Origin of the sequence: Bifidobacterium apousia, from assembly GCF_007559275.1 — a bacterium.
Taxonomy (GTDB): Bacteria; Actinomycetota; Actinomycetes; order Actinomycetales; family Bifidobacteriaceae; genus Bombiscardovia; species Bombiscardovia apousia.
On record NZ_VMHK01000001.1, the window covers coordinates 444,825 to 468,247 of the forward strand.

Sequence of the window (23,423 nt, forward strand, 5' to 3'; positions counted from 1 at the left end):
TTCACCACCAGCGTTAGCACTCAAGTTGGCAGAGTGCTAATTTCGCGCTACTATGACTTGTAGCGCAAAGGAATGCGTGGTGAGTGTTCGTCAGCCTCTCATCGACGTTCCGGCGTGGGTTCATTGGCTGTTCTCACAAGATGTAGGAGGTCCACAGTGTCGATTTCACTCACACCGTTGGAAGACAAGATCGTCATCAAGCAGGCTGAGGCGGAGACCAAGACCGCTTCCGGGCTGGTCATTCCCGATACCGCCAAGGAGAAGCCCCAGCAGGGCGAGGTGCTGGCGGCAGGCCCCGGCCGTCGTGACGACAAGGGCGAGCGCATCCCCATGGATGTCAAGGTTGGCGACAAGGTTCTGTACTCCAAGTATGGCGGCACCGAGGTCAACTACGGCGGCGAGGACTACCTGATCGTGTCCGCGCGCGACGTTCTGGCCATCCTCAAGTAAAGAGGCGGTGATAGTGGCCCCTGGTCCTGCGCAAGGACCGGGGGCCATTCGCGTCTCGGGAGACCGTGCAGCGGAACAGACGCCGCGGAGACATATGGCGGCCACTAGCATGGTGCTCATGTACTATCGTCATCGCGCCAGCATTGATTCCCTGCCCGGATACCGGCAGGGCAGCACGGCACCAGCCGTTCCCGGGTTGACCAGCTACAAGATCTCCAGCAACGAGAACCCCTACCCGCCTCTGCCGGGCGTGCTCCAGACCGTCTCGGAGCAGGCCTTGGGCCATCTGAACCGCTATCCGGACATGCATGGCACCCGTCTGGTGGAGCGGCTGGCCCAGCTGCACGGGGTGGATCCTGCATGCATCCAGCTGGGATGCGGGTCCACTGAGGTCATTACCCAGCTGGTTGACCTGGTGGCCGGTCATGGCGACCAGGTGGTCTATCCCTGGCGTAGTTTCGAGGCCTATCCCATCATCGTCACCTCGGCCGGAGCCACAGGGGTGCCCGTGCCCTTGGATAAAGAGGGGCGGCATGACATCGAGGCCATGATCGCCGCGGTCAACGACCACACCAGACTGGTCATCGTCAACAACCCCAACAATCCGACTGCGACCAACGTCGACCGCGACCAGGCCGAACGGCTGCTGCAGGCCCTGCCCGCCGACCTGCCGGTGCTCTTTGACGAGGCCTATATACAGTTCAACGACGATCCTGACCGCGCCGGCGGATTGTCACTCATGCGCGAGCATCCCAATGTGATCGTGGCCCGGACCTTCTCCAAGGCCTACGGACTGGCCGGTCTGCGGATCGGGTACGCCGTGGCTGCCGAGCCAATCATTGCCGGCATGAACAAGGTGGCCCTGCCCTTCGGCGTCACCGATGTGGCCCAGACGGCGGCAATGGCCAGCCTGGATGCACAGGACCGCCTGGCCGAGCGGGTCCAGGCACTCAAGCAGGAACGGGCCAGAATCCTGGCTGGTTTGCAGGAGCAGGGGTGGAAGATCCCCCAACCTCGGGCCAACTACTACTGGCTGCCTCTGGGCCAGGCCGCCACGCAGGCTGATCAGCATTTCCGCGACGCAGGCCTATCGGTCAGAACCTTCCCTGGCGAGGGCATCCGCATCACTGTGGGGGAGAGGGAGGCCAACGACCGGGTGCTGGAGGTCTGCGCCGACCTGCGTCGACAGGGTTTGCCGCTGGACCCGATCGCCGACTGAAGGTTGCGCTGGCGCAATCGTCAATGTATTCGACTGCCGTCCCTGCTGTTGTATGGAATGTCACAGCGGGGACGGTTTTGCCCCTGTGAACTTGTGTCGTCTTGGATAAACCTATATATTGTGGTTGGCTGGCCAAGTCAATCCAATATATAGTGTTTACCAAGGAGCAGCAGTCTCTATGTCCTTAGCAGATGTGGATCGGCACGATCCTCCCGATGGTGCCTCCAGGCTGGTGTATTTCTCCAGCGTCTCCAACAACACCCACCGCTTTGTGCAGCGGCTGGGCGTGGAGGAGCCTCTCCGCATCCCCCTGTACGAGCGGCGCCAGCCCATGCTCGTCATGGATGCGCCCTACCTTCTGCTGGTGCCCACCTATGGCGGCGGGTCAGCCAAGGGGGCCGTGCCCAAACAGGTCATCCACTTCCTGAACAATCCGGTCAACCGCGGGCTGATCCGCGGGGTCATCACCTCGGGCAACCGGAACTTCGGCAGCGCCTATTGCGCGGCCGGACCGCTGATAGCCCACCGGTGCGGCGTCCCTGAGCTCTATCGCTTCGAGCTGCTGGGCACCGCGGAGGACGTTCGGGCGGTCAGGGCCATTCTGGCCGGAATGGGAGTGCAGCTCCAGCAGCAGTCGACTGATTCACGAAAGGCGGTTTTGTCATGAGCCAGCAGGAAAGCACCAAAGAAAACACCAAGGCAGAGTCCAGCGTCTATGCCGACGACGAGATGATGCGCCAATCCATCACCCCGCCCCAGTACCGTGTCACCCCTGAGGCCAGGATCCGCCCGGTCAACTGGAACAAGATCACCGACGAGAAGGATCTGGAGGTCTGGAACCGCCTGGTCTCCAACTTCTGGCTGCCCGAGAAGGTGCCCCTGTCCAATGACATCCCATCCTGGAACACCCTGACCGATCATGAGCGCCAGACCACGGTCCGCGTCTTCACCGGACTGACCATGCTGGACACCACCCAGGCCACCATCGGCGAGCTGGTGCAGATCGATCACGCCCGCACCGAGCAGGAGCAGGCCATCTACACCAATATCGCCTTCATGCAGTCGGTCCATGCCCGGTCCTACTCCTCGGTCTTCTCCACCCTCTGCTCCAGCGAGGAGATCGACAAGGCCTATCGCTGGGCCGTGGCCAACGACGTCCTCCAGGAGCGCGTCCACACGGTCCTGCACGAGTACGTCAGCGAGGATCCCCTGAAGCGCAAGGTGGCCTCCACCATGCTCTCCTCGCTTATGCTCTATGCAGGCTTCTACCTGCCCCTCTACTTTTCCAGCCATGCCAAGCTGATGAACACGGCTGACATGATCCGGCTGATCCTGCGCGACAAGGCCATCCACGGCTATTACTCGGGCTACAAGTATCAGCGGGGTCTGGAGGAGAGGACCCAGGCCGACCAGGCCATGCTGGAGAAGTTCACCAACGATTTGCTGGACAAGCTCTACGATCTGGAGATGGTCTACTCCGGGCAGATCTATGAGGGCTTCCCCTTCGTCGAGGATGTCTTCGCCTTCGTCCGCTACAATGCCAACAAGGCGCTGATGAACCTGGGTTACCCGGCCCGGTTCGCAGCCGACCAGACCGATGTCAGCTCGGAGATCCTGGCGGCCCTGTCGCCATCGGCCAACGAGAACCATGATTTCTTCTCGGGTTCGGGCTCCTCCTACGTCATGGGGCACTCCGAGTCCACGGACGACGACGATTGGGACTTCTGAACGAATCGGAACCGGTGTGATATTGGGCACAGAAAACCCTAGATATGGTCACCGTTTTCAATATCAACAGCACATATAGTAGTTCAGGCTCGCGCTGGGCGGGTTCTGATCGGTCCGTCCTCAGGGCGGGCATCACCGTCAAGACAGGCTCTGGATGGCCTGATCAGGAGGAAGCATGGAGCAACAGCAGACCGCCGGAACTGATTCGGAGCTCAGCGCTCCCGAGTTCGCCGCCCAGGGTCAGCGCCTGGGGGCTGTGGTCTACTTCTCATCGGCCTCGCGCAACACCGCCCGGTTCATCGCCAACTGCCATTTGGATGAGGAGGGGATCGATGTCTTCCGCATCCCTCTGAGGCCCAAGGACCCGCCGCTCAACATTCGACAGCCCTACATCCTGATCGTCCCCACCTATGGGGGCGGATCGGCCAAGAAGGCGGTCATGCCGCAGATCAAGCGCTTCCTGAACGACCCGGACAACCGGGCCGGCATCCGCGGGGTCATCGCCTCCGGCAACACCAACTTCGGGGAGGCCTTCTGCATGGCGGGGGACATCATCTCCCGCAAGTGCAATGTGCCCTTCCTCTACTATTTCGAGCTCATGGGCACCAAGGAGGACCAGGAGAAGGTCCGCCGCGGGGTTGTGGATTTCTTCCGCAACCATCCCGAGTCCTGAGCCAATTGCATTACACGTACTATCACCGTAATTTTCATGAAAGGACACCCGATGGGAGCAAACGAGGACACGTCCCTGGCCCTGGACAGGACCGCATCCGAGGATGAGGAGACCTTCGACCCGGCTCACGACTACCATGCCCTGAACGCCATGCTGAACCTGTACGACAAGGACGGCAGGATCCAGTTCGACAAGGACCACGAGGCCGAGCGCCAGTACATGGACCGGCACGTGGGGCCCAACACCATGACCTTCCCCTCCACGGCCGAGCGGATCGCCTACCTCCTGGACCACGAGTACTACGATCGGAAGGTCTTCGAGCGCTACACCCCTGAGTTCCTGGACAGGATCTACCAGCATGCGGCCGAGAGCGGCTTTGAATTCGAGACCTTCCTGGGCGCCTTCAAGTTCTACACCTCCTACGCGCTGAAGACCTTCGACGGCAAGCGCTACCTGGAGGACTTCCCCCAGCGCTGCGTGGCCGTGGCCCTGGAACTGGCCGACGGGGACGAGCAGGCCGCCATGAAGTACACGGACGAGATCATCTCCGGCCGCTTCCAGCCCGCCACCCCCACCTTCCTGAACCTGGGCAAGGCCCAGCGCGGCGAGCCGGTCTCCTGCTTCCTGGTGCGCATCGAAGACAACATGGAGTCCATCTCCCGCGGTGTCAACGCCGCCCTGCAGCTGTCCAAGAGGGGCGGCGGCGTGGCCCTGCTGCTCAGCAACCTGCGCGAGATGGGCGCGCCCATCAAGCACATCGAGAACCAGTCCAGCGGCGTGGTCCCGGTCATGAAGCTCCTGGAGGATTCCTTCTCCTACGCCAACCAGCTGGGCGCCCGCCAGGGTGCCGGCGCCGTCTACCTGTCGGCCCACCACCCTGACATCATGCGCTTCCTGGACACCAAGCGGGAGAATGCGGATGAGAAGATCCGCATCAAGTCTCTGGCCCTGGGCGTGGTCATCCCCGACATCACCTTCGAGCTGGCCAAGCGCAAGGAGCCCATGGCCCTCTTCTCGCCCTACGACGTGGAGCGGGTCTACGGCAAGCCCTTCGCCGACATCCCCATCACCGAGCACTATGAGGAGATGGTCAAGGACAAGCGGATCCACAAGAAGTACATCGACGCCCGTGACTTCTTCATGACCCTGGCCGAGATCCAGTTCGAGTCCGGCTACCCCTACATCCTCTTCGAGGACACGGTCAACAAGGCCAACCCCATCGACGGCCGGATCACCATGTCCAACCTCTGCTCGGAGATCCTGCAGGTCCAGGAGCCCAGCACCTACTCCGAGAACCTGAACTACGAGCATATCGGCCGCGACATCTCATGCAACCTGGGGTCCCTCAACATCGCCAAGGCCATGGACGGCGGACTGGCTGACACGGTCGAAACCTCGGTGCGGGCCCTGACCTCCGTCTCCGACCACACCAACATCGAGGCCGTCCCCTCCATCAAGCGGGGCAACGACGAGGGCCATGCCATCGGCCTGGGCCAGATGAACCTCCACGGCTTCCTGGCCCGCGAGGGCATCCACTACGGGTCCGAGGAGGGGCTGGACTTCACGGACATGTACTTCATGACCGTGGCCTACCACGCCTACAGGGCCTCCCATGCCCTGGCCGTGGAGCGGGGGAAGGCCTTCGCCTCCTTCGCCAAGTCCGACTATGCCAAGCCGGCAGGCCAAGGGAACTACTTCGACAAGTACACCGAGGGCAGCCGTTCCCTGGAGCCCAGGACCCAGCGAATCAAGGACCTCTTCGACCAGTACCAGGTCCACATCCCCACGGTGGAGGACTGGAAGGAACTCCAGGCGGCCATCCTCAAGGACGGCATTTACAACCAGAACCTCCAGGCTGTCCCCCCGACCGGGTCCATCTCCTACATCAACCACTCCACCAGCTCCATCCACCCGATCGCCTCCAAGATCGAGATCCGCAAGGAGGGCAAGATCGGGCGCGTCTACTACCCGGCTCCCTACATGACCAACGAGAACCTGGACTACTTCGAGGATGCCTACGAGATCGGCTGGAAGAAGATCGTGGACACCTACGCCGAGGCCACCCAGCATGTGGATCAGGGGCTCTCGCTGACCCTCTTCTTCCCCGACACGGCCACCACCCGCGACCTGAACAAGGCTCAGATCTACGCCTGGCGCAAGGGGATCAAGACCCTCTACTACATCAGGATCCGCCAGCAGGCGCTGGAAGGCACCGAGGTCGAAGGCTGCGTCAGCTGCATGCTTTAAGGCATCTGTCCTCAGGCCTATGCAATCACTGGTCGGTGCCGTCTTTGAGGGCGGCGCCGGCCCTTTGGTATCCACATCCACAGGTCGGGTCCGTCCATGCGGTAGACTGACGGTCCTGTCATGATCCGCTTCGCACTGTCGAACACCCATCCAACAAGGAGCAATCAACCATGGTCCCACCCATTTCCATTCCCCGGCAGCCGCTGAAGCTGATCGACCGGGTCTCCGCCATCAACTGGAACCGTCTGGAGGACGAGAAGGACCTGGAGGTCTGGGACCGTCTGACTGGCAACTTCTGGCTGCCTGAGAAGGTTCCCGTCAGCAATGATCTGCCCTCCTGGCAGTCTATGAGCGAGGAGGAGCACACCCTGACCATGCGGGTCTTCACCGGCCTGACCCTTCTGGACACCATCCAGGGGACCGTGGGCGCCGTCAGCCTGATCCCGGATGCACTGACCCCCCATGAGGAGGCGGTCTACACCAACATCGCCTTCATGGAGTCGGTCCATGCCAAGTCCTACTCCTCCATTTTCTCCACCCTGGCCTCCACCCCTCAGATCGACGCTGCCTTTGAGTGGAGCGAGCACAACGAGTTCCTCCAGCGCAAGGCCCAGATCGTGCTGGATTACTACGAGGGCGACAACCCCCTGAAGCGCAAGGTGGCCTCCACCCTGCTGGAGTCCTTCCTCTTCTACTCGGGCTTCTACCTGCCCATGTACTTCTCCAGCCATGCCAAGCTGACCAACACGGCTGATTTGATCCGTCTGATCATCCGGGACGAGGCCGTGCATGGCTACTACATCGGCTACAAGTACCAGAAGGGGCTGGCCAAGGTCTCCGACTCCGAGCGCCAGGCCATGAGCGACTACACCTACGAGCTCCTGGGCGACCTGTACGACAACGAGGTGGAATACACCGAGAGCCTGTACTCCGGGGTGGGCCTGGTGGAGGACGTCACCAAGTTCCTGCGCTACAACGGCAACAAGGCCCTGATGAACCTGGGCTATCCCGCCCTCTTCCCCTCGGACACCACCGATGTGAATCCCGCCATCATCGCCTCGCTGAGCCCCAACGCCGACGAGAACCACGACTTCTTCTCCGGCTCGGGCTCCTCCTACGTCATGGGCAAGGCCGTGGAGACGGACGACGAGGACTGGGATTTCTGACCCATCCGTCCCGCTCTGACGGGGAAGACACGACGTTGGAGCGGGACTTGCGGAAAACAGAAAAACATGTCATTATAGGCAAGTTGCCGTACGGAGCTCCGGTTCTAGTGCGGCATGGCGGATTTCCCAAGCGGTCAAAGGGAGCTGACTGTAAATCAGCCGCGTAATGCTTCAGAGGTTCGAATCCTCTATCCGCCACGCCTCGGTAGCTCAGTGGCAGAGCACTTCCTTGGTAAGGAAGAGGTCGTGAGTCCGATTCTCACCCGAGGCTCTCTGGCGGGGTAGCTCAGCTGGCTAGAGCGTACGACTCATAATCGTAAGGTCAAGAGTTCGAGTCTCTTCCTCGCTACTGTGGCCGACATACGTCGGTCGTGCAACGACTATAGAGGTGAACCATGGCAAAAGCCGCAGATATCCGTCCTGGCATTACGCTGGCGTGCACCGTGTGCAAGGAGCGTAATTACATTACGACCAAGAACCGTCGTAACACTCCTGACCGTCTGGAGCTCAAGAAGTTCTGCCCCCGTTGCGGCAAGCATACCCTGCACCGGGAGACCCGCTGAGTTCTTCCCGTCTTTTGGCTTCATCGGAACCCGACCATCTGGTCGGGTTCTTTTTTATACAAGCGTTCTTCCTTATACAAATCCGCCTATGTTCCTGACCCGCATTATCTGCGGATAGTGTTGGAAGCAGAACGGGTTTGGCGATGTAGGGGGCTCAGCCTTCAGAGAGCGCCCTGGTAGGCGGCCGCAAAGGCCTGATCCAGATCGGCGATCAGGTCGTCCGGGTTCTCCAGGCCTACGGAGATTCGAATCAGGTCGTCGCCCACACCGGCGCTGAGGCGGTAGGGTTCTGGAACCTCCCTGTGGGTGATCCTGGCCGGGTCCACAATCAGGGTGCGGCAGTCGCCGATGTTGGGCATGTAGCTCATGAGACGCACCGAGTCCACGATGCGCTTGACCTGTTCGTAGCCCCCTTGGACCCTGAAGGAGAGAATCGTGCCGACGCCCTTGGGCAGCAGGGTCGATGCCAGGCGGTCCTGCTGGTCTGCATCGCCCTGGTGCCGCCCTTCGGGTATGCCCGAATAGTTGACCCGCTCCACCTGGGGAATGGTCAGCAGGTGGCGGGCCAGGGTTGTTGCCGTTTTCACCTCGGTGGCGACCCGCTGGGCCAGGGTCTCGAGGCCGGTCAGCTGCAGGTAGGCGGTGAAGGGGCTCATGACCGCCCCGAAGGTGTGCAGGTACTTGGTATGGACCCTGTGCAGGAAGGCCATCTTGCCGAAGGCATCCAGAAAGCTGACCATGGACCCGTGCCGCTCGTCGCTGATGATCAGCTCGGGCTGGCTCATCTGCGGGAAGCGACCATTGCCCCAGTCGAACCGTCCCGCATCCACGATGACCCCGCCCAGGGCGTTGCCGTGGCCGCTGATCCCCTTGGTGGTCGAGTGGACGACGATGTCGGCGCCGAAGTCGATCGGCTTGAGCAGGTAGGGCGTGGGCACCGTATTGTCGATGATCAGGGCCAGTCCATGCCGGTGGGCCAGGTCGGCCAGGCCGGGGATGTCGGCGATGGCTGTGGACGGATTGGCCACGGATTCGGCGAAGATGGCCCTGGTGTTGTCCTGGATCAGGGATTCCACTGCCTCAAGGTCGTTGATGTCGTCCACAAAATCCGTTTCGATGCCGAAGTTGGGAAAGAAGGTCTTCATGGTATCCACGGATGTTCCATAAAGATCGACAGGGGAGATCAGCCTCCCGCTACCTTCGGCTGCGCACATGAGGGCGGACGACACGGCGGCCATCCCCGAGGCCATGGCCACAGCCCCCTTGCCCCCCTCCAGACTGGCCAGGCGGTCCTCCAGGACCTTGACCGTGGGGTTGGCCAGGCGAGAGTATGAGAATCCTTGAATTTCGCCGGCGGCCAGGGCATCTCCCCGGTCGGCGGTGACCATGTCAAAGGCGGCCGACTGGTAGATGGGGACGCTGGCTGCGCCCCCGCCCTGGCTTTGACAGTCATAGCCGTCATGGACGGCTCTTGTTGCGAATCCTTTGCTCATACGGTTGTGCCCCTCTGCTTGTGTCCGGTTGGGAATCCCTTGCTAGCCCACCATCGAATCTTCTTTCAGAGTCTCAGGCAAGGTTGCTCCCATAGGTGTTCCTTATCGCCCGCTATCGGAGGTTGCCTTGCCCAGGTATGCCTGGCGGACACGTTCATCATTCAAGAGCTGTCGGGCGGGCCCCTCCAGACGGATCAAGCCGTTCTGCAGCACGTACCCGTAGTCGGCGATGGACAGGGCCAGCTCGGCCTGCTGCTCGACCAAAAGGATGGAGATGCCCAGCTGGTCGCGAAGGGAGGCGATCTGCTCAAGCACCTGGTCGACCAGCTTGGGCGATAGGCCCATGGTCGGCTCGTCCATGCATATCAGCCGGGGATGGCTCATCAGGGCCCTGCCGAAGGCCAGCATCTGCTGTTCCCCTCCTGAAAGGGTGCCGGCCTGCTGCCCGCGGCGTTCGGCCAGGCGCGGGAACCGCTCATATATGGCATCCAGATCCTGTTCGATCTGACTGCGTTGTCTTTGGGTGAAGGCGCCCATGCGCAGGTTCTCCTCTACGCTCATGGCTGCGAAGACCCTTCTTGCCTCAGGGACCGAGGCGATTCCGGAACGGACCCGATCCTTGGTGGGGGTGTGGGTGATTTCCTGTCCATCCAAACGGATGGTCCCCTCCTTTGGAGCCAGCAGGCCCAGGATGGTCTTCATGGTTGTGGACTTGCCCGACGCATTCCCGCCCAGAAGGGAAACGATGCCGCCTTGGGGAATGCGAAGGCTGACATGGTCCAGGGCCTTGACCGGGCCATAGCTCACATCGACGCCATCCAGGGAGAGCAATGTTCGTTCCCCCTCGGCTGTCGGCTTCCCCTCATCATCAGAGGCCTCAGCCTTGGCTCTCAGCCTGGTTCCCGTGCTGTCGGGATCCTGGCCATCAATCGGTTCCGCAGCGGTGACCGGAGCCAGGGCATTTTGCCGGGCCAGAACATCCGCCTGCCCGTTCATGGGGGCATCGTTGCGGGGTCTGCGGTCGCCCAGGTATGCGGTGATGACGCGGGGGTCGGCACTGACCTGCCTGGGAAGTCCGGAGGCGATGATCCGGCCGCCGTCCATGGCGATGACCTGGTCGCAAAGCGCTTCGATCAGATCGATCTTGTGCTCGACCAGAAGCATGGTCTGACCCTGGGCCTTGAGCTCCAGGAGCTGTTGCAGCACCTCGGCCGTCTCCGACTGGTTCATTCCTGCGGTGGGTTCGTCCAAAACCAGGATGTCGGGGGAGCTGACGTGGGCTCTGGCTATCTCGGTGCGTCGCCGGTTGGCGTAGGACAGGGTGTAGGCGGCCTGGGTGCGATGTTCCTCCAGGCGCTCGCTGAATCTGTCGATCTCGGACTGGACGGCCTTGCGTTCGGCGCCCGCCTCCCTCCGGCAGGCGGGACCGGGCACCAGCGTCAGCCAGGTCTGCGCCAGCAGGGGAATCCATCGCAGGATGGGCCACCTTTCCAAACGGCGAAAGGGCCTGCGGGCTTCCAGGCGCCTATGGAATCCTACGGCCACGTTCTCTTCAACGCTCATGGTCGGGAAGACCCTGCCGTTCTGGAAGGTGCGGGACACCCCCTGCTCGGCCATGTCCGTGGCGGGCAGGCCGGTCACGGTGCGTCCCCTCAGGCTGATCTGGCCCGAGTCGGGCTTGAGAAAGCCGCAGATCAGGTTGATGGTCGTGGACTTTCCTGATCCGTTGGGACCGATGATGCCTATCACCTGGCCGGATGCCAGATCCATGTTGACGTCGGCCACCGCCTGCAGTCCCTGGAAGCTCTTGCTCAGATCGCGCACGCTGAGCAGGGGTTGGTCGGGATTGCCACGTACCGGTTCGGGACTATGCTGACTGCCTGTCATCATGCCCTCCTTTTGGTTGAGAACAGGCCTTGTGGTCTGCAGATGATGAAGATGATCAGGACGAGTCCGTAGGCCATGATTCTCACCTCGGGCAGGATGCGCAGCAGTTCCGGGGCGCCTACCAGGATCAAAGAGCCGATCACGGCTCCGGTCGGGGACTTCATCCCGCCCAGGACGATGATGGTCAGAATCAAGGTCGACATGGTCGGGTTGAAGAGGGTTGGGTCGATGTAGGTGTACTGGTGCGCCAGCAGAGCGCCAGCGATACCTGCCGACCCGCATGCCAGGGCGTAGGCCAGCGCCTTGTAGGCCCCGGTCCTGATCCCCAGGGACCAGGCCGCTTGGCCGTCCTCGCCGATGGCTTCGAAGACGTGACCCAGGTGTGAGGTCCTGATCCGAGAGGTCACCGCAAGGACGAGCAGAAGAACGACCAGGTCCAGCAGGTACTGCATCTGCTGGGTGTAGAGCGGCTTGCCCAGGAAGGTCGGCAGGGGAATGCCCTGCAGACCCAGCGAGCCCCTGGTCAGCGGTTCCCAGATGCGGATGACGGCGACCATGACTGCTCCCACCCCTATGGTGGCGATAGCCACATAGTGGCCACTGAGCTTCCATACCGGGAATGTCAGCAGGGATGCGGCCACGGCGGCGATGACGGCCGCGCCCAGCAGGGAGAGCGTGAAAGGCCAATGCAGACGCATGGTCAAGAGAGCCGAAGCGTAGGCTCCCACGGCCACAGGTCCCGCCAACCCCAGGATGGTCTGGCCGGCCGAGCCCGAGATCAAGGTCAGGCCCACTGCGGCAATGGCGTAGATGGCAACCTGGGTCCCGATCCCAGCCAGGTGGTCGGAGAAAATGAAGGGGGTGGCCAGAGCGGCTGCCGCAAGGCCGAGGTTGGCCCAAAGCGGCAGTCGGATGGGTCTGGCGGCTTCCGGGAGGGTTCCGGTCATGGGTTCCTTGCCCATGTCCGCCTTGCGGCCCAGGAAGCCTGAAGGCTTGAGGATCAGCACCAGCAGGAGGGTGCCGAAGGTGATCAGGTCATGCACGCCATCGCCGAAGAGTCCTACGCCGACAGCCTCGGCCAAACCCAGCACCAGGCCGCCGATGATGGCTCCGGGGATGGAACCCAGCCCGCCGATGGCTGCGGCTACAAAGGCCGTCATGCCGATGGCGTTGCCGTCCATGGGGTTGATGTTCGTCTTGAACAGGCCGATGAAAATTCCCGCGATGCCCGCCAGGATCGAACCGATGACGAAAGCAATGGTGCGGATGGAGGTGACCGGCACCCCCATCTGCAATGCGGCCTGGGAATCCTGGGAGGTGGCCCTGATGGCTTGGCCGGTCCTGCCGTAGGTCAAGAAGGCCCAGAGCGCAACCATGCTGGCCAGGGCGACCAGACCCATGACCAGGTCGGAGGTGCCGAAGCTGATGCCTAGCGCATGCAGGTTGTGGGTGGGCAGCAGCTGGGGGAAGGGCCTGGTCTGAGAGCCGAAGATCAGCTGCATCCCGTTATCCAGGACCTGTCCTAGACCCACAGTGCCCAGGAGGGCGGCGATCGGTTGCCGGCCTTCCAGGGGAGTGATGACCAGGAGGTTGGTGATCAGGCCGACCAGGCCCGTGACCAGGACGACGGCCAATATGGTGGGAACGAGTCCCCAGCCTAGGGAGGAGCCTACCCACCAGGCCGTCATCATGCCGACCGCTACCAGGGATCCTTGTGCGAAGTTGGCCACATTGGTCACTCCGAAGACCAGGGACATTCCCACGGCGGCCAGAGCGTACACACCGCCGTGGATGAGTCCGGAAAAGAGCGTCTCGACCATGATCGCTGCTCACTCCTCGATCTGTTTGAATTTGCCCTGATCCACCTGGAGGAGGATGGGCTTGATCGTATCCGCCCGTCGGGTCTTGGTATTGAACCGGAAGGTTCCTCCCCGGCCTTGGTAGAGCGGGAAGTCCTTGACCTTGCCCAGGGCCTCCTGGATGCCCTCCCTGGTGGGGCTGGTCTTCTCGCCCGCGTAGGCCAGATCCATAATGGCCTGGTAGGCAGTGATTTCGAAGTTGCCCGGAACGGTGTGGTACCGGTCCTCGAAGCTCTTGACGAAAGCCTTGGCTTTCGCGTCCTTGGTGCCTGTCGCTGAAAAGACGCCGGTAATGATGGCCCCCTGGGCGTTCGCTCCGGTCAAGGAGAGGAACTCCTTGGTCTCCTGACCGCCGAAGAAGGGTCCCTTATAGTCCAGCTTGTCTCGCAGGGTGTTGGCGACCAGCGCCCCATCTGGTCCGTAGCCGATGTTCACGACGGCCTCGGGGGCAGCGTTCTTGGCCGGGATCAGTATCGGAGTCAGGTCCGTGGAATCGGGCAGATAGGAGGACTGGTAGACGATCTGCACCCCGAGCCGTTCCGCAGCCTCCTTGAAGTACTGGAAGGATTCCTTCCCCCAGTCGTTTTCTATATAGACGACGGAGATCTTCTTGGCTCGCTTGGCCACCGCCTCAGCGTTGACTTCCTGGTTAATCTTCTGCGAGATCTGCGGTGTCCAGACATGATCACCCGAATTCGTGAATGTCGGCGAGGAGTTGTTGAAGCCGTAATGGACCAGCCCGGCCTGTTGGAAAATAGGCGATGCGGCTGAGGAGGCTGGCGAGGAATAGTCACCCACAACGGCGATGACCGATTTGTCGGAGGCGATCTTGGGGGCGACGGCGGCATCCTGCTTGGCGTCTGACTGGGTGTCGTAGTAGGCGATGTCCAGGCGCTTGCCCTGTATGCCGCCCTTCTTGTTGACTTGGTCCTTGGCCAGATCAAAACCCTGTTGGAACATTTTGCCGTACTCGGCGTAGAGACCGGTCTTAGGGTAGATGGCAGCGATGGTCACATGGTCTGACGATCCTGCGGAGGAACCCTGGTCGCCTCCCAATCCGCAGGCCGACAGCGCCCCGGCCATGGCCATGGTGATCATGAGGGCAACCATTGCCCTGATGCTGCCACGATGCTGCCGGTGCTGCTTTGATGTGATGACCATGATGTCTCCCTTGGAGTTTGACGGTTGATGTCGGTGGGTTGTGTGTGGATTCAGCGTTGCTTGGGGGCCCGGGTTCCGCTCAGGAGGCGCAGGGCCTCCTCGTCGGCGGGCGTCGGAATGGTGCATGAGGGCGCCAGGAGGAAGGGACGGCCTTGACTGGCCTGGATGGTCTGATCCAATTCCTGGCGGATCTGGTCCACATCGCTGCCCGGGTTGAAGAGTTCGAAGTCGGCTCCTCCCACGGGCACCGCTGGAAAGTCGGTGCTGATTTCAGGATTGCCTGGGCGGAACTGATCCCAATGAAGAAAATCAGGATTCAGGTCGGTGAATTCTTCGGGGTGCGCATCCTCCCGGCAGGTATGCACCAGGACCAGGGCTTCGGGATCGGCCTGTCTGACCGCCTGGATCACGATCCGGTCATAGGGCTTGGCCCATTCCTCCAGTTGCGCCTGGTTGAAGTAGCCATGGCTGGCCAGCCCCGTTTCGGCGAAGAAGATGCCGTCCAAGCCGGCCCCGCCCTGCTCCTTGGGGCTGACCAGCAGGGTTGCGTAGTCGGCCAGGGTTCGGGCGATCTTGTCCAGCGCTGACTTGGCCGCCTCGGGCTGGTCGAAGATCAGTGTCTGTCTGTTCAGGCCCCTGTCGTCCTCCTGCGCGGAGCCCTGCCCCTCGGGGTAGAGGGGAAGATCGGCCAATTGCAGAAGGACCGAGAGCGGGGAGAAGACCGTGTCGATGACTGCTCGGTCCTCAAGGTCGTCGCGGATGGCCCTGGCAGCCTGGATCTGTTCTTGGAGGACCTTGTTGGTTTCAGGGTCGCGATAGTCGATGCGGGCGATGTCCCCTGCCTCCTGGATGGCCGTGCGGACGGTGCGTGGGATCAGCCAATCATAGTCATCCCTGTCGTAGACTGCGTCCCAGACCTCGGCGTAGTAGATGGCCCTCGGGTTGATCTTGACCCAGTCCCAATCCCACTTGCGAACGAAGTCCAAGGTGGCTGCGGCAAAATTCTCAGCACCGTACTCGTGACCGATGTGGTGCTGCCAGGCAGAGGTCAGCCAGGGGCGGCTTGTCTGGCCATGGGCTATCTGGTGGAACTGGGTTCTTCTGTCTTCTGTCATTGCATGCTCATTTCCTGGTATGTGTCCTATGAACGCCCGGTCAGGTGTCCAGGTGGTTCCGGTGCCCTTCGTCCGGAAACAGGGCTTTGGAGATTCCCCTTCCCAAAGCTCTTGTCACATAAAACCCCCAGGAAGCAAGCCCGTCAACGACCTGGCATATAGGTAATATCTATCGCCGCTCATCGTCCCCTGGCCCTGCGCGGGTCTTGCGAAAGCTATAGGAAAAGCTGATAGGGGGGTCAGACAGGACTTCGCAGTCACCTTGATGCCCTTGCTTTGCTATCCGAGTATGACCGATCGATGATCGCCAAGGGCGACAGGGGGCATTTCAGGTCTGGCATGGCAAGGGGACGATGATACAGTGAATTGCATGTCTGACGTATCCTCCAGAGACACCATTCCGACCTTTGCCGATATCACCACTGTGGGTGTGGGCGGGAGCATGGCCGCCTTCGTTCAGCCTCAAAGCCGTGTGGGCATGATCGAGGCTGTGGAGGACGCGGATTCCAAGGGGTTGCCCCTCTGCCTAATCGGCGGGGGATCCAACCTGCTGGCCTCCGACCAGGATTTTCCGGGCGTGGTTGTGCGTGACACCCGTCAGGACATCAGCGTGCCCGACGAGGTGGCTCCGCCTGAGGGCGGCCTTCCCGTCGTTCACATCAATGCTACGGCTGGGACCAACTGGGATGATCTGGTCTCCTACTGCGTGCGCATGCATCTGATCGGGGTAGAGGGCCTATCCGGCATCCCCGGGACTGTCGGAGCCTCGGTGGTCCAGAACATCGGCGCCTACGGCCAGGAGGTCGGACGCCTTGTCGACTCGGTCGAGGTCTGGGATCGTCAGGACAAGGTCACTGCCTATCTGCGGGCCTCGGATCTGGATTTCGGATACAGGACCTCCCTGCTCAAGCAGACCATGTACCAGGAGCCGGCTGTGCCCGACGCACGGTTCTTCCCCACGCCGCGCTACGTGGTCCTTGCGGTCACCCTGGTCCTGCGACACGGATCCGCGGCTCAGGTGGGTTCCGCCCAGCTGGCCAGGGCCCTGGGTGTCGAGGTTGGGACAACCCTTCCCCTGGAGCGGATTCGCCAGGCGGTTCTGACGGTCAGAGCAGCCAAGGGGATGCTGGAGGATCCCTATCGGTACCTGACCGATTGGATGGGATCCTGCCGTCGAACCTCCGACCTGGAAGAGGCTCTGGAGGCGGTCCAGGATGACCTTCACGGCCCCAGGGGCGAAAGGGTGCTGCTCGACCGCCATAGCTGCGGGAGTTTCTTCACCAATCCGATCATCAGTCGTGAGGCTGCGAATGCCCTGCCGGCGGATGCTCCGCGCTATCCTGTCGAAGACTCGGCATCGGTCAAGACCTCAGCAGCCTGGCTGATCGATCATGCGGGCTTCCACAAGGGCTTCGCCTTGGGGGAGAGGTCGGCAGCCGCCCTGTCTGATGTGCATACACTGGCCTTGACCAACCGCGGAGGTGCTCGCTCAGACGACTTGGTGGCCTTGGCCCGTGCCATCCAGAAAGGCGTGGATTCCACCTTCGGCATCCATCTGATTCCCGAGCCCGTTACCCCAGGCATCGACCTGGCCTGGTAGCTCCTGCTTTCACGTAATGAGCGTATTTCGGTTTTGTATGGCACCATATCCTATGATTACTCGCCGGAGCGGGACTCGTGAGTCGGGAGCAAGATGGAATTATTCAGGAAGAAATCGGTTGAACAGACCCTGGCAGAGACCGGGGAGGAGGGCAGGTCGCTCAAGCGGACGCTGACCACCTGGGATCTGGCCATCATGGCCGTCGCAGTGGCTGTGGGCGCGGGCATCTTCTCGGTGGGGGCCCAGGCAGCGGCCTTCCATGCGGGTCCGGCCGTCATTATCTCCTTCGTCATCGCAGGCATCGTCTGTGCAGCGGCCGTCATGTGCTACGCGGAGTTCGCCTCCATGATCCCGGTTTCAGGCTCGGCCTACACCTTCACCTACAACACCATGGGCGAACTGGTGGCTTGGATCATCGGCTGGGACCTGATTCTGGAGATGCTCATGGCCGCCTCGGTCATCTCCAAGTACTGGGGCGTCTACCTGAACGACTTCATCCATCTGATGGGCGGCACCTCCTTCAGCTCCAGCTTCCATCTGGGCGGCCTGGATGTGGATCTGGCCCCGCTGGCGGTCGTCACCCTCTTCACGGTCCTGCTGGTCCTGGGCACCAAGCTTTCAGCCCGGTTCGACGGCGCCCTGACCGTCCTCAAGATCGGCATCGTGGTCTTCGTCATCGTAGTGGGCTTCTTCTACGTCAAGTTGGACAACTACCGGCCCTTCATCCCGCCTTCTGAGCCGGCTTCTGCCGTTCCGGGGGCCAGCGTGCCGGGCATCATGGGCCAGCCCCTTTGGCAGTGGGTTTCAGGCATGCAGCCCACCATCTACGGTATCCCCGGCATCCTCTCAGGCGCAGCCCTGGTCTTCTTCGCCTTCGTAGGTTTCGACATTGTCGCCACCACCTCCGAGGAGGCCAAGGAACCCCATAAGACCATTCCTCGTGGAATCGGCCTGGGCATGCTGATCGTCATCACCCTGTACATCCTGGTCGCCATCGTCACCACCGGCATGGTCTCCTACAAGGATCTGGCCAAGGCCAAGAACCCCTCACTGGCCACCGGCTTCGAGATGGTCGGGGCTCCCTGGGCTGCCAAGATCATCTCCTTCGGCATCGTGGTGGGGCTGACCACTGTGGTCATGGTGCTCCTGCTGGGGCTGACCCGCATCATCTTCGCCATGAGCCGCGACGGGCTCCTTCCACGTGCCCTCTCCCGCACCGGCCGTCATGGCACGCCGGCCCGCATTCAGATCCTGGGCGGCATCGTGGTGGCTGTGGTGGCCTCCTGCTTCCCCATAGACGTCCTGTCCGACATGGTCAACATCGGCACGCTCTCGGCCTTCCTGCTGGTGGCCATCTCCCTGCCCATCATGCGCAAGCGCCGGCCTGACCTGCCCCGGTCCTTCAAGATGCCCGGCAACCCTTGGGTTCCCATACTGATCGCCCTGGCCTGCCTCTGGCTCATGCTCAACCTGACCGTGCTGACCTGGATTCGATTCGTGGTCTGGCTGGCTGCAGGACTGGCCATCTACTTCGCCTATTCCTACCGGCACTCTCTGCTCGGCCGTCATCAGCTCAGCGGGAAGATATCCGAGGCCACCCAGGCCGGTCTGGACTGACCCGGAGCGTCGGCGCTGCAGTGTAAAGTGAGTATTCGCATACTCAGGAGGTAACCCATGACCTACGTCATCGCTCAGCCCTGCGTGGACGTCAAGGACAAGGCCTGCGTGGATGAATGCCCAGTGGACTGCATCTACGAGGGCGTCCGCTCGCTCTACATCAACCCCAACGAGTGCGTGGACTGCGGCGCCTGCGAGCCGGTCTGCCCGGTGGAGGCCATCTTCTACGAGGACGACCTGCCCGAGGAGTGGACCTGGTACAAGGATGCGGCTACTGATTTCTTCGCCCAGGTGGGGGATGCCGGCGGCGCCGCTGCGGTCGGTCCCTACGATCATGATCCGGAGGGTGTGGCAGCCCTGCCACCCAACAAGTAGTCGATGAAGGCTGACGAGCCGCGGATGGGAGCCATCCCACCGCGGCTTACTTATAGGAGAAAGGCGGACCATGGGTTTCCACTCTTTCGCATCCCCCTACGACTGGTCAAGGATTGACTCCTATCGGCGGCGTGCCGAGCAATGCCCCGGCGGTCTGGTCGACCTGTCGGTGGGTTCGCCGGTGGACCCTGTACCCAGGTCGGTCAGGGAGGCCTTGGCGGCTGCTGCGGATGATGGCCAGGCACGAGGCTACCCGAAGACTGCCGGTGATGGTCTCCTGAGGCAGGCCGCAGCCGACTGGTTCCGTCGTTGTCGCGGGGTCGATTTGGATGCCTTGGGAGCGGATCTGGTGCCCACGGTCGGATCCAAGGAAGCGGTGGCGCTCATGGCCTCCCTTCTGCATCTGGGGCCGGGGGACCGGGTGGTGCAACCGGCGGTGTCCTATCCCACCTATGCCATCGGAACCCAGCTGGCCGGGGCCCAGGTGACGACCGTGAAGGATCCGGCTGACACGGATTCATGGGTGGACCTGCCCGGCGTGCGAGCCATATGGATCAATTCGCCGGGCAACCCCGGCGGGCAGATCATCGACCGAACCGGCTTGGCCAGGATTGTACGGGCGGCCCGTTCGATAGGGGCCACGGTTCTGAGCGACGAGTGCTATGCCTTGTTGCATTGGTCTGGGCCGGACCAAACGGGGCAGGATGCGCCGATCCCCGCCTCGCCCTGCATCCTGGAGCCTGAAGTCTGCGGCGGCGATGCCAGCGGGATACTCTGCCTGTACTCAATGAGCAAGCAGTCCAACATGGCCGGATACAGGGCGGCCCTGGTGGCTGGCGATGCTCAGCTGGTGGAGGCCATGACCGCCTACCGCAAGCAGGTGGGACTGATTGTGCCAGGTCCAGTGCAAGGGGCTATGCGGGCCGCTCTGGAGGATGGCGAGGCTGTGATGGCCCAGCGCGATGTCTACGCTCGTCGCTTGCATGCCCTGACTGAAGCTCTCGGAGCTTACGGATACGATGCCGTCATGCCTCAGGGCGGCCTTTATATCTGGGCACCAGCCCGCTCGGGAGACTGTTGGGCCGATATGGCAGACCTGTCCCGTCTGGGCATTCTGGCTAGTCCCGGGGAGTTCTACGGGGATGGCCGCTATCTGCGGTTCTCGTCAACCATCAATGACGAGCAGCTGGAGCTGGCCTTGGGGCGTCTGCGGAGCGCCGCTTAGAGGCCCATGCTGACCGAGCCCTTGCCGTAGCGGTTCCTGATGGAGTCCATGGTGGCCTCTGCCTGGTCCAGGCGCTGGGCCTCGCTGCCGGTGCTACGTTTGCTCTCGTGGATGATGTCGTCCAAGGACGGCTGGATGGGCGTGTCCTCCACCCGGCTCAGGCCGGATGCGCTGACGCCGGCCAGGCGGATCAACCTGGGTAGGGGTGTGTCCATGGGCACGCCATCGGGCAGCCCCAGCATGGCCTTCAGCAGACCGACTGCTTGCGGATAGATGCGGTTGGCTGAGTTGACCGGTGTCTCCAGGGTGTGGGCCTTGGTCATATAGCGCAGATCATCGAAGCGGAGTTTGACGGTGATGGTTCGGGCGATCAGGTCATGCGATCGCAGTCCGGTGGCCACTTCGTTGCTGCAGACGCGCAGGAGGTCGCAGACCTGCTTCATGCTGGTGGTGTCGTGCAGAAAGGTGCGTTCCGCGCCTAGGGATTTCTCTGGCGCTCGCGGCTGGACCGGATCGTCGTCCAGTCCGTGTGAGGCCTGTGCCAGCTTCCTGGCTGTCAGGCTCGAACCTGTGGCCCGTGTCAGATCCCGCTCGCTCATGGTGGCCAGGTCGGCCACATCCTTGATGGCCCAGGCGTTGAGCCGCTTCTCCAGGGCCGGTCCGATGCCGGGGATGCCGCGCAGGGGCATCAGCTGGACGAACTCGGCCTGCCGGGCCTTGGGGATCAGCAGCATGCCGTCGGGCTTGGCGTTGGTGGAGGCCATCTTGGCTACCAGCTTGTTGGTGGCGATGCCCACCGAGCAGGTCACGTGGAATTGTCGGGCCACGCTGGCTCGAATCCACCGGGCGATGGCCGTGGGCATGCCCCAGCGCATGAGCGCCCCGGACACGTCCATATAGCATTCATCTACTGAGACCTGCTCGATCTGATCAGTAATTCGTGAGAAAACCGTATCAAATATCCTTCGTGAGATATTCCGGTAATAGGTCATGTCGACCGGGAGGAACACCCCTTGAGGGCACAGTCGCTCGGCACGTGCCAGGGGCATGGCCGAGTTGATGCCGAAAGCCCTGGCTTCATAGCTGGCTGCGGAGACCACCGACCGCCGTCCGGTGCCGATGATGACCGGCCGGCCCTGCAATTGAGGGTGTCGGGCGACTTCGCAGGAGGCGTAGAAGGCATCCATGTCAATGTGCAGCACCGTGCAGCCGGTCTCGTCATGTCCCCAGTCTTTCTTGGCGGCTGCAAGCCTTGGTGCGGTACTCATGGCTCCATGATATAAGGGGGTCCCAGAGGAACATGCGATAAATTATTCTCAAACGCAAATTCTTGGAAAAGATTCACATCTCTGGTTTTTATCCATGAAAATGGATGAATCTGTCCTGTGCTGTATTGCATCCTGCCGCACCGGCGAGTCAGGTCGGTCAATCATGGTATTCTATTGTTTTGTTCTCGAAACTATGGGGCTCGGACCCTGGATCGGGAGCCTGCATGGAGACGTGCCTGAGTGGCCGAAAGGGGCACCCTGCTAAGGTGTTGACTGCGCAAGCGGTCCAGGAGTTCGAATCTCCTCGTCTCCGCCTGATGACCGGTGATCGCTGATCTTGCACGATCGCCGGTTTTATTCATTACTGGGGAATCAGCCTGCGGCCTTGGCCCAACGCGCTCGGCTGGGCACGGCCCTGCAGAAGGTCGTCCAGCCGACCATGAAAGGCTGGCACAGCGGCGGGCTCCAGGGCGTAGGTCAATCGGACCCTGTCAGTGAAGTCCTCGGTCTCCACGTGCCCCCCGGAGGTGCGGATCAGACGGCGCAGAGGATCGTACTCTGGATAGTCCACGGTGATCGCGAATCGCTGGGTCGGGAGCACACGTGCCTGCTTTGCCGCCTTGAGCGCCAGGGAGGCTGCTGAGGAGTAGGCCCGGATCAACCCCCCTGACCCGAGGAGAATCCCCCCGAAGTAACGAGTCACCGTCAGGACGCAGTCGGTCAGTCCCTGCCGACGCATGACCTCAAGCATGGGCTTGCCGGCCGTCCCGGAGGGCTCCCCGTCATCGCTCATGCGTTCGCTGGTGCGGCCCTCCGGTCCCCAGATCGCGCAGTGGCAGACGTGCCGGGCCTTGGGGTGCTGTAAACGAACCTCTTGGACGAAGGCCATGGCTGCCTCCTGGTCCTCCACATGGCAGGCCTGGCCGATGAACTCGGACTTCCGCTCGGTCAGAGAGCCCGTAGCCGGTTTCTGCGGCGTATCCAGTATGGTGAGCAAATCGGCTTGCCTCCTATGCCTATCGTCTCCTCGGTGCTTGCATTATCTCCATGCTAGAGGGGATCCCGGGCCGGGTCTGATATCAAGGAGACGACCTAAGCTGGCCGCATGACCAATCCCCAGGACCAACCGGAAACCGAATCCCCATCAGCCGGCAAGCCCCACGAGGCCCTGACCGTGTTCTATGAAAGGCTCAGGCACTCCACGGATACGGCCGAGCTGCACGAGTTCGCCCGCAGCCCTCTGCCCGACAGGTCCGACCAGGCCGCCTTCTCACGCTTCACGGCACTGCTGGAGGCGGTGGCCGGCAATGAGCATACGCCCGTGGAGGACAGGGTCTACCTGGCACAGACCATGCCTTTCCCCAATATCCTGGTCAAGCTCTCCCAGGATTCCAGCCCTGAGGTCCGCCGGGCGGTGGCCGCCAACAAGGACGACAAGAACTGGCTGGCCGGTCTGCTCACCAAGGACGAGGACGCCGGTGTCAGGGATGCCGCGCTGACCAACCCCATGACCTCCTGGAAAATGCGTCTGGAGGGCGCCCAGGACGAGCGCACCGATGCCGATACCCTCGACTTTCTAGGGGCTCTGGGCACTCGCGACGAGCAGGATGCCCCCCACGTGCTGGCCGCCATGGTGCGCCGGGCCGTGGCCCTGAATCCCAACACCGGGCAGGCGACCCTTGAGGCTCTGCGCAAGGATCCGGACGGGCAGGTGGCACGGGCAGCCGCCTCCCGCTGAAACTAGGGCCGACGCGAATTTTGACGAACGGCACTCAGG

Annotated in this window: 20 protein-coding genes and 4 tRNA genes; 17 read left to right on the forward strand and 7 right to left on the reverse strand. The window is 62.1% G+C overall.

From position 1 onward, the window contains the following. The first annotated feature begins 156 nt into the window (after nt 1-156). The 11 genes from groES to rpmG all read left to right on the forward strand — a co-directional run bounded on the left by groES (nt 157) and on the right by rpmG (nt 8,046). Nucleotides 157-450 carry a co-chaperone GroES gene (gene groES, locus FPK30_RS01685; protein WP_015022393.1) on the forward strand — a complete coding sequence of 98 codons (294 nt, stop codon included), beginning with the start codon at nt 157-159 and terminating at the stop codon, nt 448-450. A 118-nt stretch (nt 451-568) separates the two neighbouring features. Next, nucleotides 569-1,669 (forward strand): histidinol-phosphate transaminase, encoded by a 1,101-nt coding sequence (locus FPK30_RS01690; RefSeq protein WP_186279342.1) that lies wholly within the window; start codon nt 569-571, stop codon nt 1,667-1,669. A 178-nt stretch (nt 1,670-1,847) separates the two neighbouring features. Then, the gene (gene nrdI, locus FPK30_RS01695; RefSeq protein WP_144085034.1) at nt 1,848-2,336 is read left to right on the forward strand and encodes a class Ib ribonucleoside-diphosphate reductase assembly flavoprotein NrdI; all 489 of its coding nucleotides are present in this window, start codon (nt 1,848-1,850) and stop codon (nt 2,334-2,336) included. Nucleotides 2,337-2,401: 65 nt separating this feature from the next. After that, complete coding sequence (nrdF, locus tag FPK30_RS01700; RefSeq protein WP_045925134.1) at nt 2,402-3,397, forward strand: class 1b ribonucleoside-diphosphate reductase subunit beta; 996 nt, start codon at nt 2,402-2,404, stop codon at nt 3,395-3,397. Nucleotides 3,398-3,572: 175 nt separating this feature from the next. Further along, nucleotides 3,573-4,070: a class Ib ribonucleoside-diphosphate reductase assembly flavoprotein NrdI gene (nrdI, locus tag FPK30_RS01705; protein WP_144085036.1), complete on the forward strand. Its 498-nt coding sequence runs from the start codon at nt 3,573-3,575 to the stop codon at nt 4,068-4,070. Between the two features lie 51 nt (nt 4,071-4,121). Then, nucleotides 4,122-6,317 carry a class 1b ribonucleoside-diphosphate reductase subunit alpha gene (nrdE, locus tag FPK30_RS01710; protein WP_144085037.1) on the forward strand — a complete coding sequence of 732 codons (2,196 nt, stop codon included), beginning with the start codon at nt 4,122-4,124 and terminating at the stop codon, nt 6,315-6,317. A 170-nt stretch (nt 6,318-6,487) separates the two neighbouring features. Then, on the forward strand, nt 6,488-7,483 hold the full coding sequence (gene nrdF / locus FPK30_RS01715) for a class 1b ribonucleoside-diphosphate reductase subunit beta (protein ID WP_045924827.1): 996 nt from the start codon (nt 6,488-6,490) through the stop codon (nt 7,481-7,483). Between the two features lie 116 nt (nt 7,484-7,599). After that, nucleotides 7,600-7,681, forward strand: a tRNA-Tyr gene (locus FPK30_RS01720). 1 nt (nt 7,682) lies between these two features. After that, nucleotides 7,683-7,754: transfer RNA gene (locus tag FPK30_RS01725), tRNA-Thr, on the forward strand. 4 nt (nt 7,755-7,758) lie between these two features. Next, nucleotides 7,759-7,832, forward strand: a tRNA-Met gene (locus tag FPK30_RS01730). 46 nt (nt 7,833-7,878) lie between these two features. Beyond that, the gene (gene rpmG, locus FPK30_RS01735; RefSeq protein ID WP_015022386.1) at nt 7,879-8,046 is read left to right on the forward strand and encodes a 50S ribosomal protein L33; all 168 of its coding nucleotides are present in this window, start codon (nt 7,879-7,881) and stop codon (nt 8,044-8,046) included. 161 nt (nt 8,047-8,207) lie between these two features. Here rpmG and FPK30_RS01740 read toward each other — a convergent pair whose 3' ends face one another. From FPK30_RS01740 to FPK30_RS01760, 5 genes are all read right to left on the reverse strand, one after another. Beyond that, nucleotides 8,208-9,539, reverse strand: a complete 1,332-nt coding sequence (locus FPK30_RS01740) for an O-acetylhomoserine aminocarboxypropyltransferase/cysteine synthase family protein (protein WP_144085038.1) — start codon at nt 9,537-9,539, stop codon at nt 8,208-8,210. Between the two features lie 102 nt (nt 9,540-9,641). Next, a complete protein-coding gene (locus FPK30_RS01745) occupies nt 9,642-11,429 on the reverse strand; it encodes an ATP-binding cassette domain-containing protein (RefSeq protein WP_144085039.1) in 1,788 nt (595 codons plus the stop codon). Further along, nucleotides 11,426-13,246, reverse strand: a complete 1,821-nt coding sequence (locus FPK30_RS01750; protein ID WP_144085040.1) for an ABC transporter permease — start codon at nt 13,244-13,246, stop codon at nt 11,426-11,428. Before FPK30_RS01750 ends, FPK30_RS01745 begins: the two co-directional genes overlap by 4 nt. Nucleotides 13,247-13,255: 9 nt before the next feature. Then, on the reverse strand, nt 13,256-14,446 hold the full coding sequence (locus tag FPK30_RS01755) for an ABC transporter substrate-binding protein (RefSeq protein ID WP_232345897.1): 1,191 nt from the start codon (nt 14,444-14,446) through the stop codon (nt 13,256-13,258). Nucleotides 14,447-14,496: 50 nt separating this feature from the next. Next, nucleotides 14,497-15,561, reverse strand: a complete 1,065-nt coding sequence (locus tag FPK30_RS01760; protein WP_144085041.1) for a uroporphyrinogen decarboxylase family protein — start codon at nt 15,559-15,561, stop codon at nt 14,497-14,499. Between the two features lie 370 nt (nt 15,562-15,931). Between FPK30_RS01760 and FPK30_RS01765 the strand changes: the two genes are divergently transcribed. From FPK30_RS01765 to dapC, 4 genes are all read left to right on the forward strand, one after another. Then, on the forward strand, nt 15,932-17,161 hold the full coding sequence (locus FPK30_RS01765; RefSeq protein ID WP_144085042.1) for an FAD-binding protein: 1,230 nt from the start codon (nt 15,932-15,934) through the stop codon (nt 17,159-17,161). Between the two features lie 93 nt (nt 17,162-17,254). Continuing rightward, nucleotides 17,255-18,778, forward strand: coding sequence for an amino acid permease (locus FPK30_RS01770; RefSeq protein WP_144085043.1), 1,524 nt, complete (start codon nt 17,255-17,257; stop codon nt 18,776-18,778). Nucleotides 18,779-18,835: 57 nt separating this feature from the next. Further along, nucleotides 18,836-19,153: a ferredoxin gene (fdxA, locus tag FPK30_RS01775; RefSeq protein WP_015022367.1), complete on the forward strand. Its 318-nt coding sequence runs from the start codon at nt 18,836-18,838 to the stop codon at nt 19,151-19,153. 70 nt (nt 19,154-19,223) lie between these two features. Continuing rightward, nucleotides 19,224-20,378, forward strand: a complete 1,155-nt coding sequence (gene dapC / locus FPK30_RS01780) for a succinyldiaminopimelate transaminase (protein WP_144085044.1) — start codon at nt 19,224-19,226, stop codon at nt 20,376-20,378. Here dapC and dinB read toward each other — a convergent pair. After that, the gene (gene dinB, locus FPK30_RS01785) at nt 20,375-21,646 is read right to left on the reverse strand and encodes a DNA polymerase IV (protein WP_144085045.1); all 1,272 of its coding nucleotides are present in this window, start codon (nt 21,644-21,646) and stop codon (nt 20,375-20,377) included. The genes dapC and dinB overlap by 4 nt on opposite strands. Before the next feature lie 226 nt (nt 21,647-21,872). Between dinB and FPK30_RS01790 the strand changes: the two genes are divergently transcribed. After that, nucleotides 21,873-21,959: transfer RNA gene (locus FPK30_RS01790), tRNA-Ser, on the forward strand. A gap of 48 nt (nt 21,960-22,007) precedes the next feature. On the opposite strand, the gene FPK30_RS01795 is transcribed toward FPK30_RS01790, so the two are convergent. Beyond that, nucleotides 22,008-22,643 (reverse strand): IMPACT family protein, encoded by a 636-nt coding sequence (locus tag FPK30_RS01795; RefSeq protein ID WP_144085046.1) that lies wholly within the window; start codon nt 22,641-22,643, stop codon nt 22,008-22,010. A 108-nt stretch (nt 22,644-22,751) separates the two neighbouring features. Here FPK30_RS01795 and FPK30_RS01800 point away from each other — a divergent pair, with 108 nt between their 5' ends. Continuing rightward, the gene (locus FPK30_RS01800; protein WP_144085047.1) at nt 22,752-23,384 is read left to right on the forward strand and encodes an AbrB family transcriptional regulator; all 633 of its coding nucleotides are present in this window, start codon (nt 22,752-22,754) and stop codon (nt 23,382-23,384) included. Nucleotides 23,385-23,423 lie beyond the last annotated feature (39 nt).

Coding starts and splice junctions, on each gene's coding strand:
- FPK30_RS01690 (WP_186279342.1), top strand. CDS start 569: ATGTACTATCGTCATCGCGCCAGCATTGATTCCCTGCCCGGATACCGG.
- nrdI (WP_144085034.1), top strand. CDS start 1,848: ATGTCCTTAGCAGATGTGGATCGGCACGATCCTCCCGATGGTGCCTCC.
- nrdF (WP_045925134.1), top strand. CDS start 2,402: ATGCGCCAATCCATCACCCCGCCCCAGTACCGTGTCACCCCTGAGGCC.
- nrdI (WP_144085036.1), top strand. CDS start 3,573: ATGGAGCAACAGCAGACCGCCGGAACTGATTCGGAGCTCAGCGCTCCC.
- nrdE (WP_144085037.1), top strand. CDS start 4,122: ATGGGAGCAAACGAGGACACGTCCCTGGCCCTGGACAGGACCGCATCC.
- nrdF (WP_045924827.1), top strand. CDS start 6,488: ATGGTCCCACCCATTTCCATTCCCCGGCAGCCGCTGAAGCTGATCGAC.
- rpmG (WP_015022386.1), top strand. CDS start 7,879: ATGGCAAAAGCCGCAGATATCCGTCCTGGCATTACGCTGGCGTGCACC.
- FPK30_RS01740 (WP_144085038.1), bottom strand. CDS start 9,539: ATGAGCAAAGGATTCGCAACAAGAGCCGTCCATGACGGCTATGACTGT.
- FPK30_RS01745 (WP_144085039.1), bottom strand. CDS start 11,429: ATGATGACAGGCAGTCAGCATAGTCCCGAACCGGTACGTGGCAATCCC.
- FPK30_RS01750 (WP_144085040.1), bottom strand. CDS start 13,246: ATGGTCGAGACGCTCTTTTCCGGACTCATCCACGGCGGTGTGTACGCT.
- FPK30_RS01755 (WP_232345897.1), bottom strand. CDS start 14,446: ATGGTCATCACATCAAAGCAGCACCGGCAGCATCGTGGCAGCATCAGG.
- FPK30_RS01760 (WP_144085041.1), bottom strand. CDS start 15,561: ATGACAGAAGACAGAAGAACCCAGTTCCACCAGATAGCCCATGGCCAG.
- FPK30_RS01765 (WP_144085042.1), top strand. CDS start 15,932: ATGTCTGACGTATCCTCCAGAGACACCATTCCGACCTTTGCCGATATC.
- FPK30_RS01770 (WP_144085043.1), top strand. CDS start 17,255: ATGGAATTATTCAGGAAGAAATCGGTTGAACAGACCCTGGCAGAGACC.
- fdxA (WP_015022367.1), top strand. CDS start 18,836: ATGACCTACGTCATCGCTCAGCCCTGCGTGGACGTCAAGGACAAGGCC.
- dapC (WP_144085044.1), top strand. CDS start 19,224: ATGGGTTTCCACTCTTTCGCATCCCCCTACGACTGGTCAAGGATTGAC.
- dinB (WP_144085045.1), bottom strand. CDS start 21,646: ATGAGTACCGCACCAAGGCTTGCAGCCGCCAAGAAAGACTGGGGACAT.
- FPK30_RS01800 (WP_144085047.1), top strand. CDS start 22,752: ATGACCAATCCCCAGGACCAACCGGAAACCGAATCCCCATCAGCCGGC.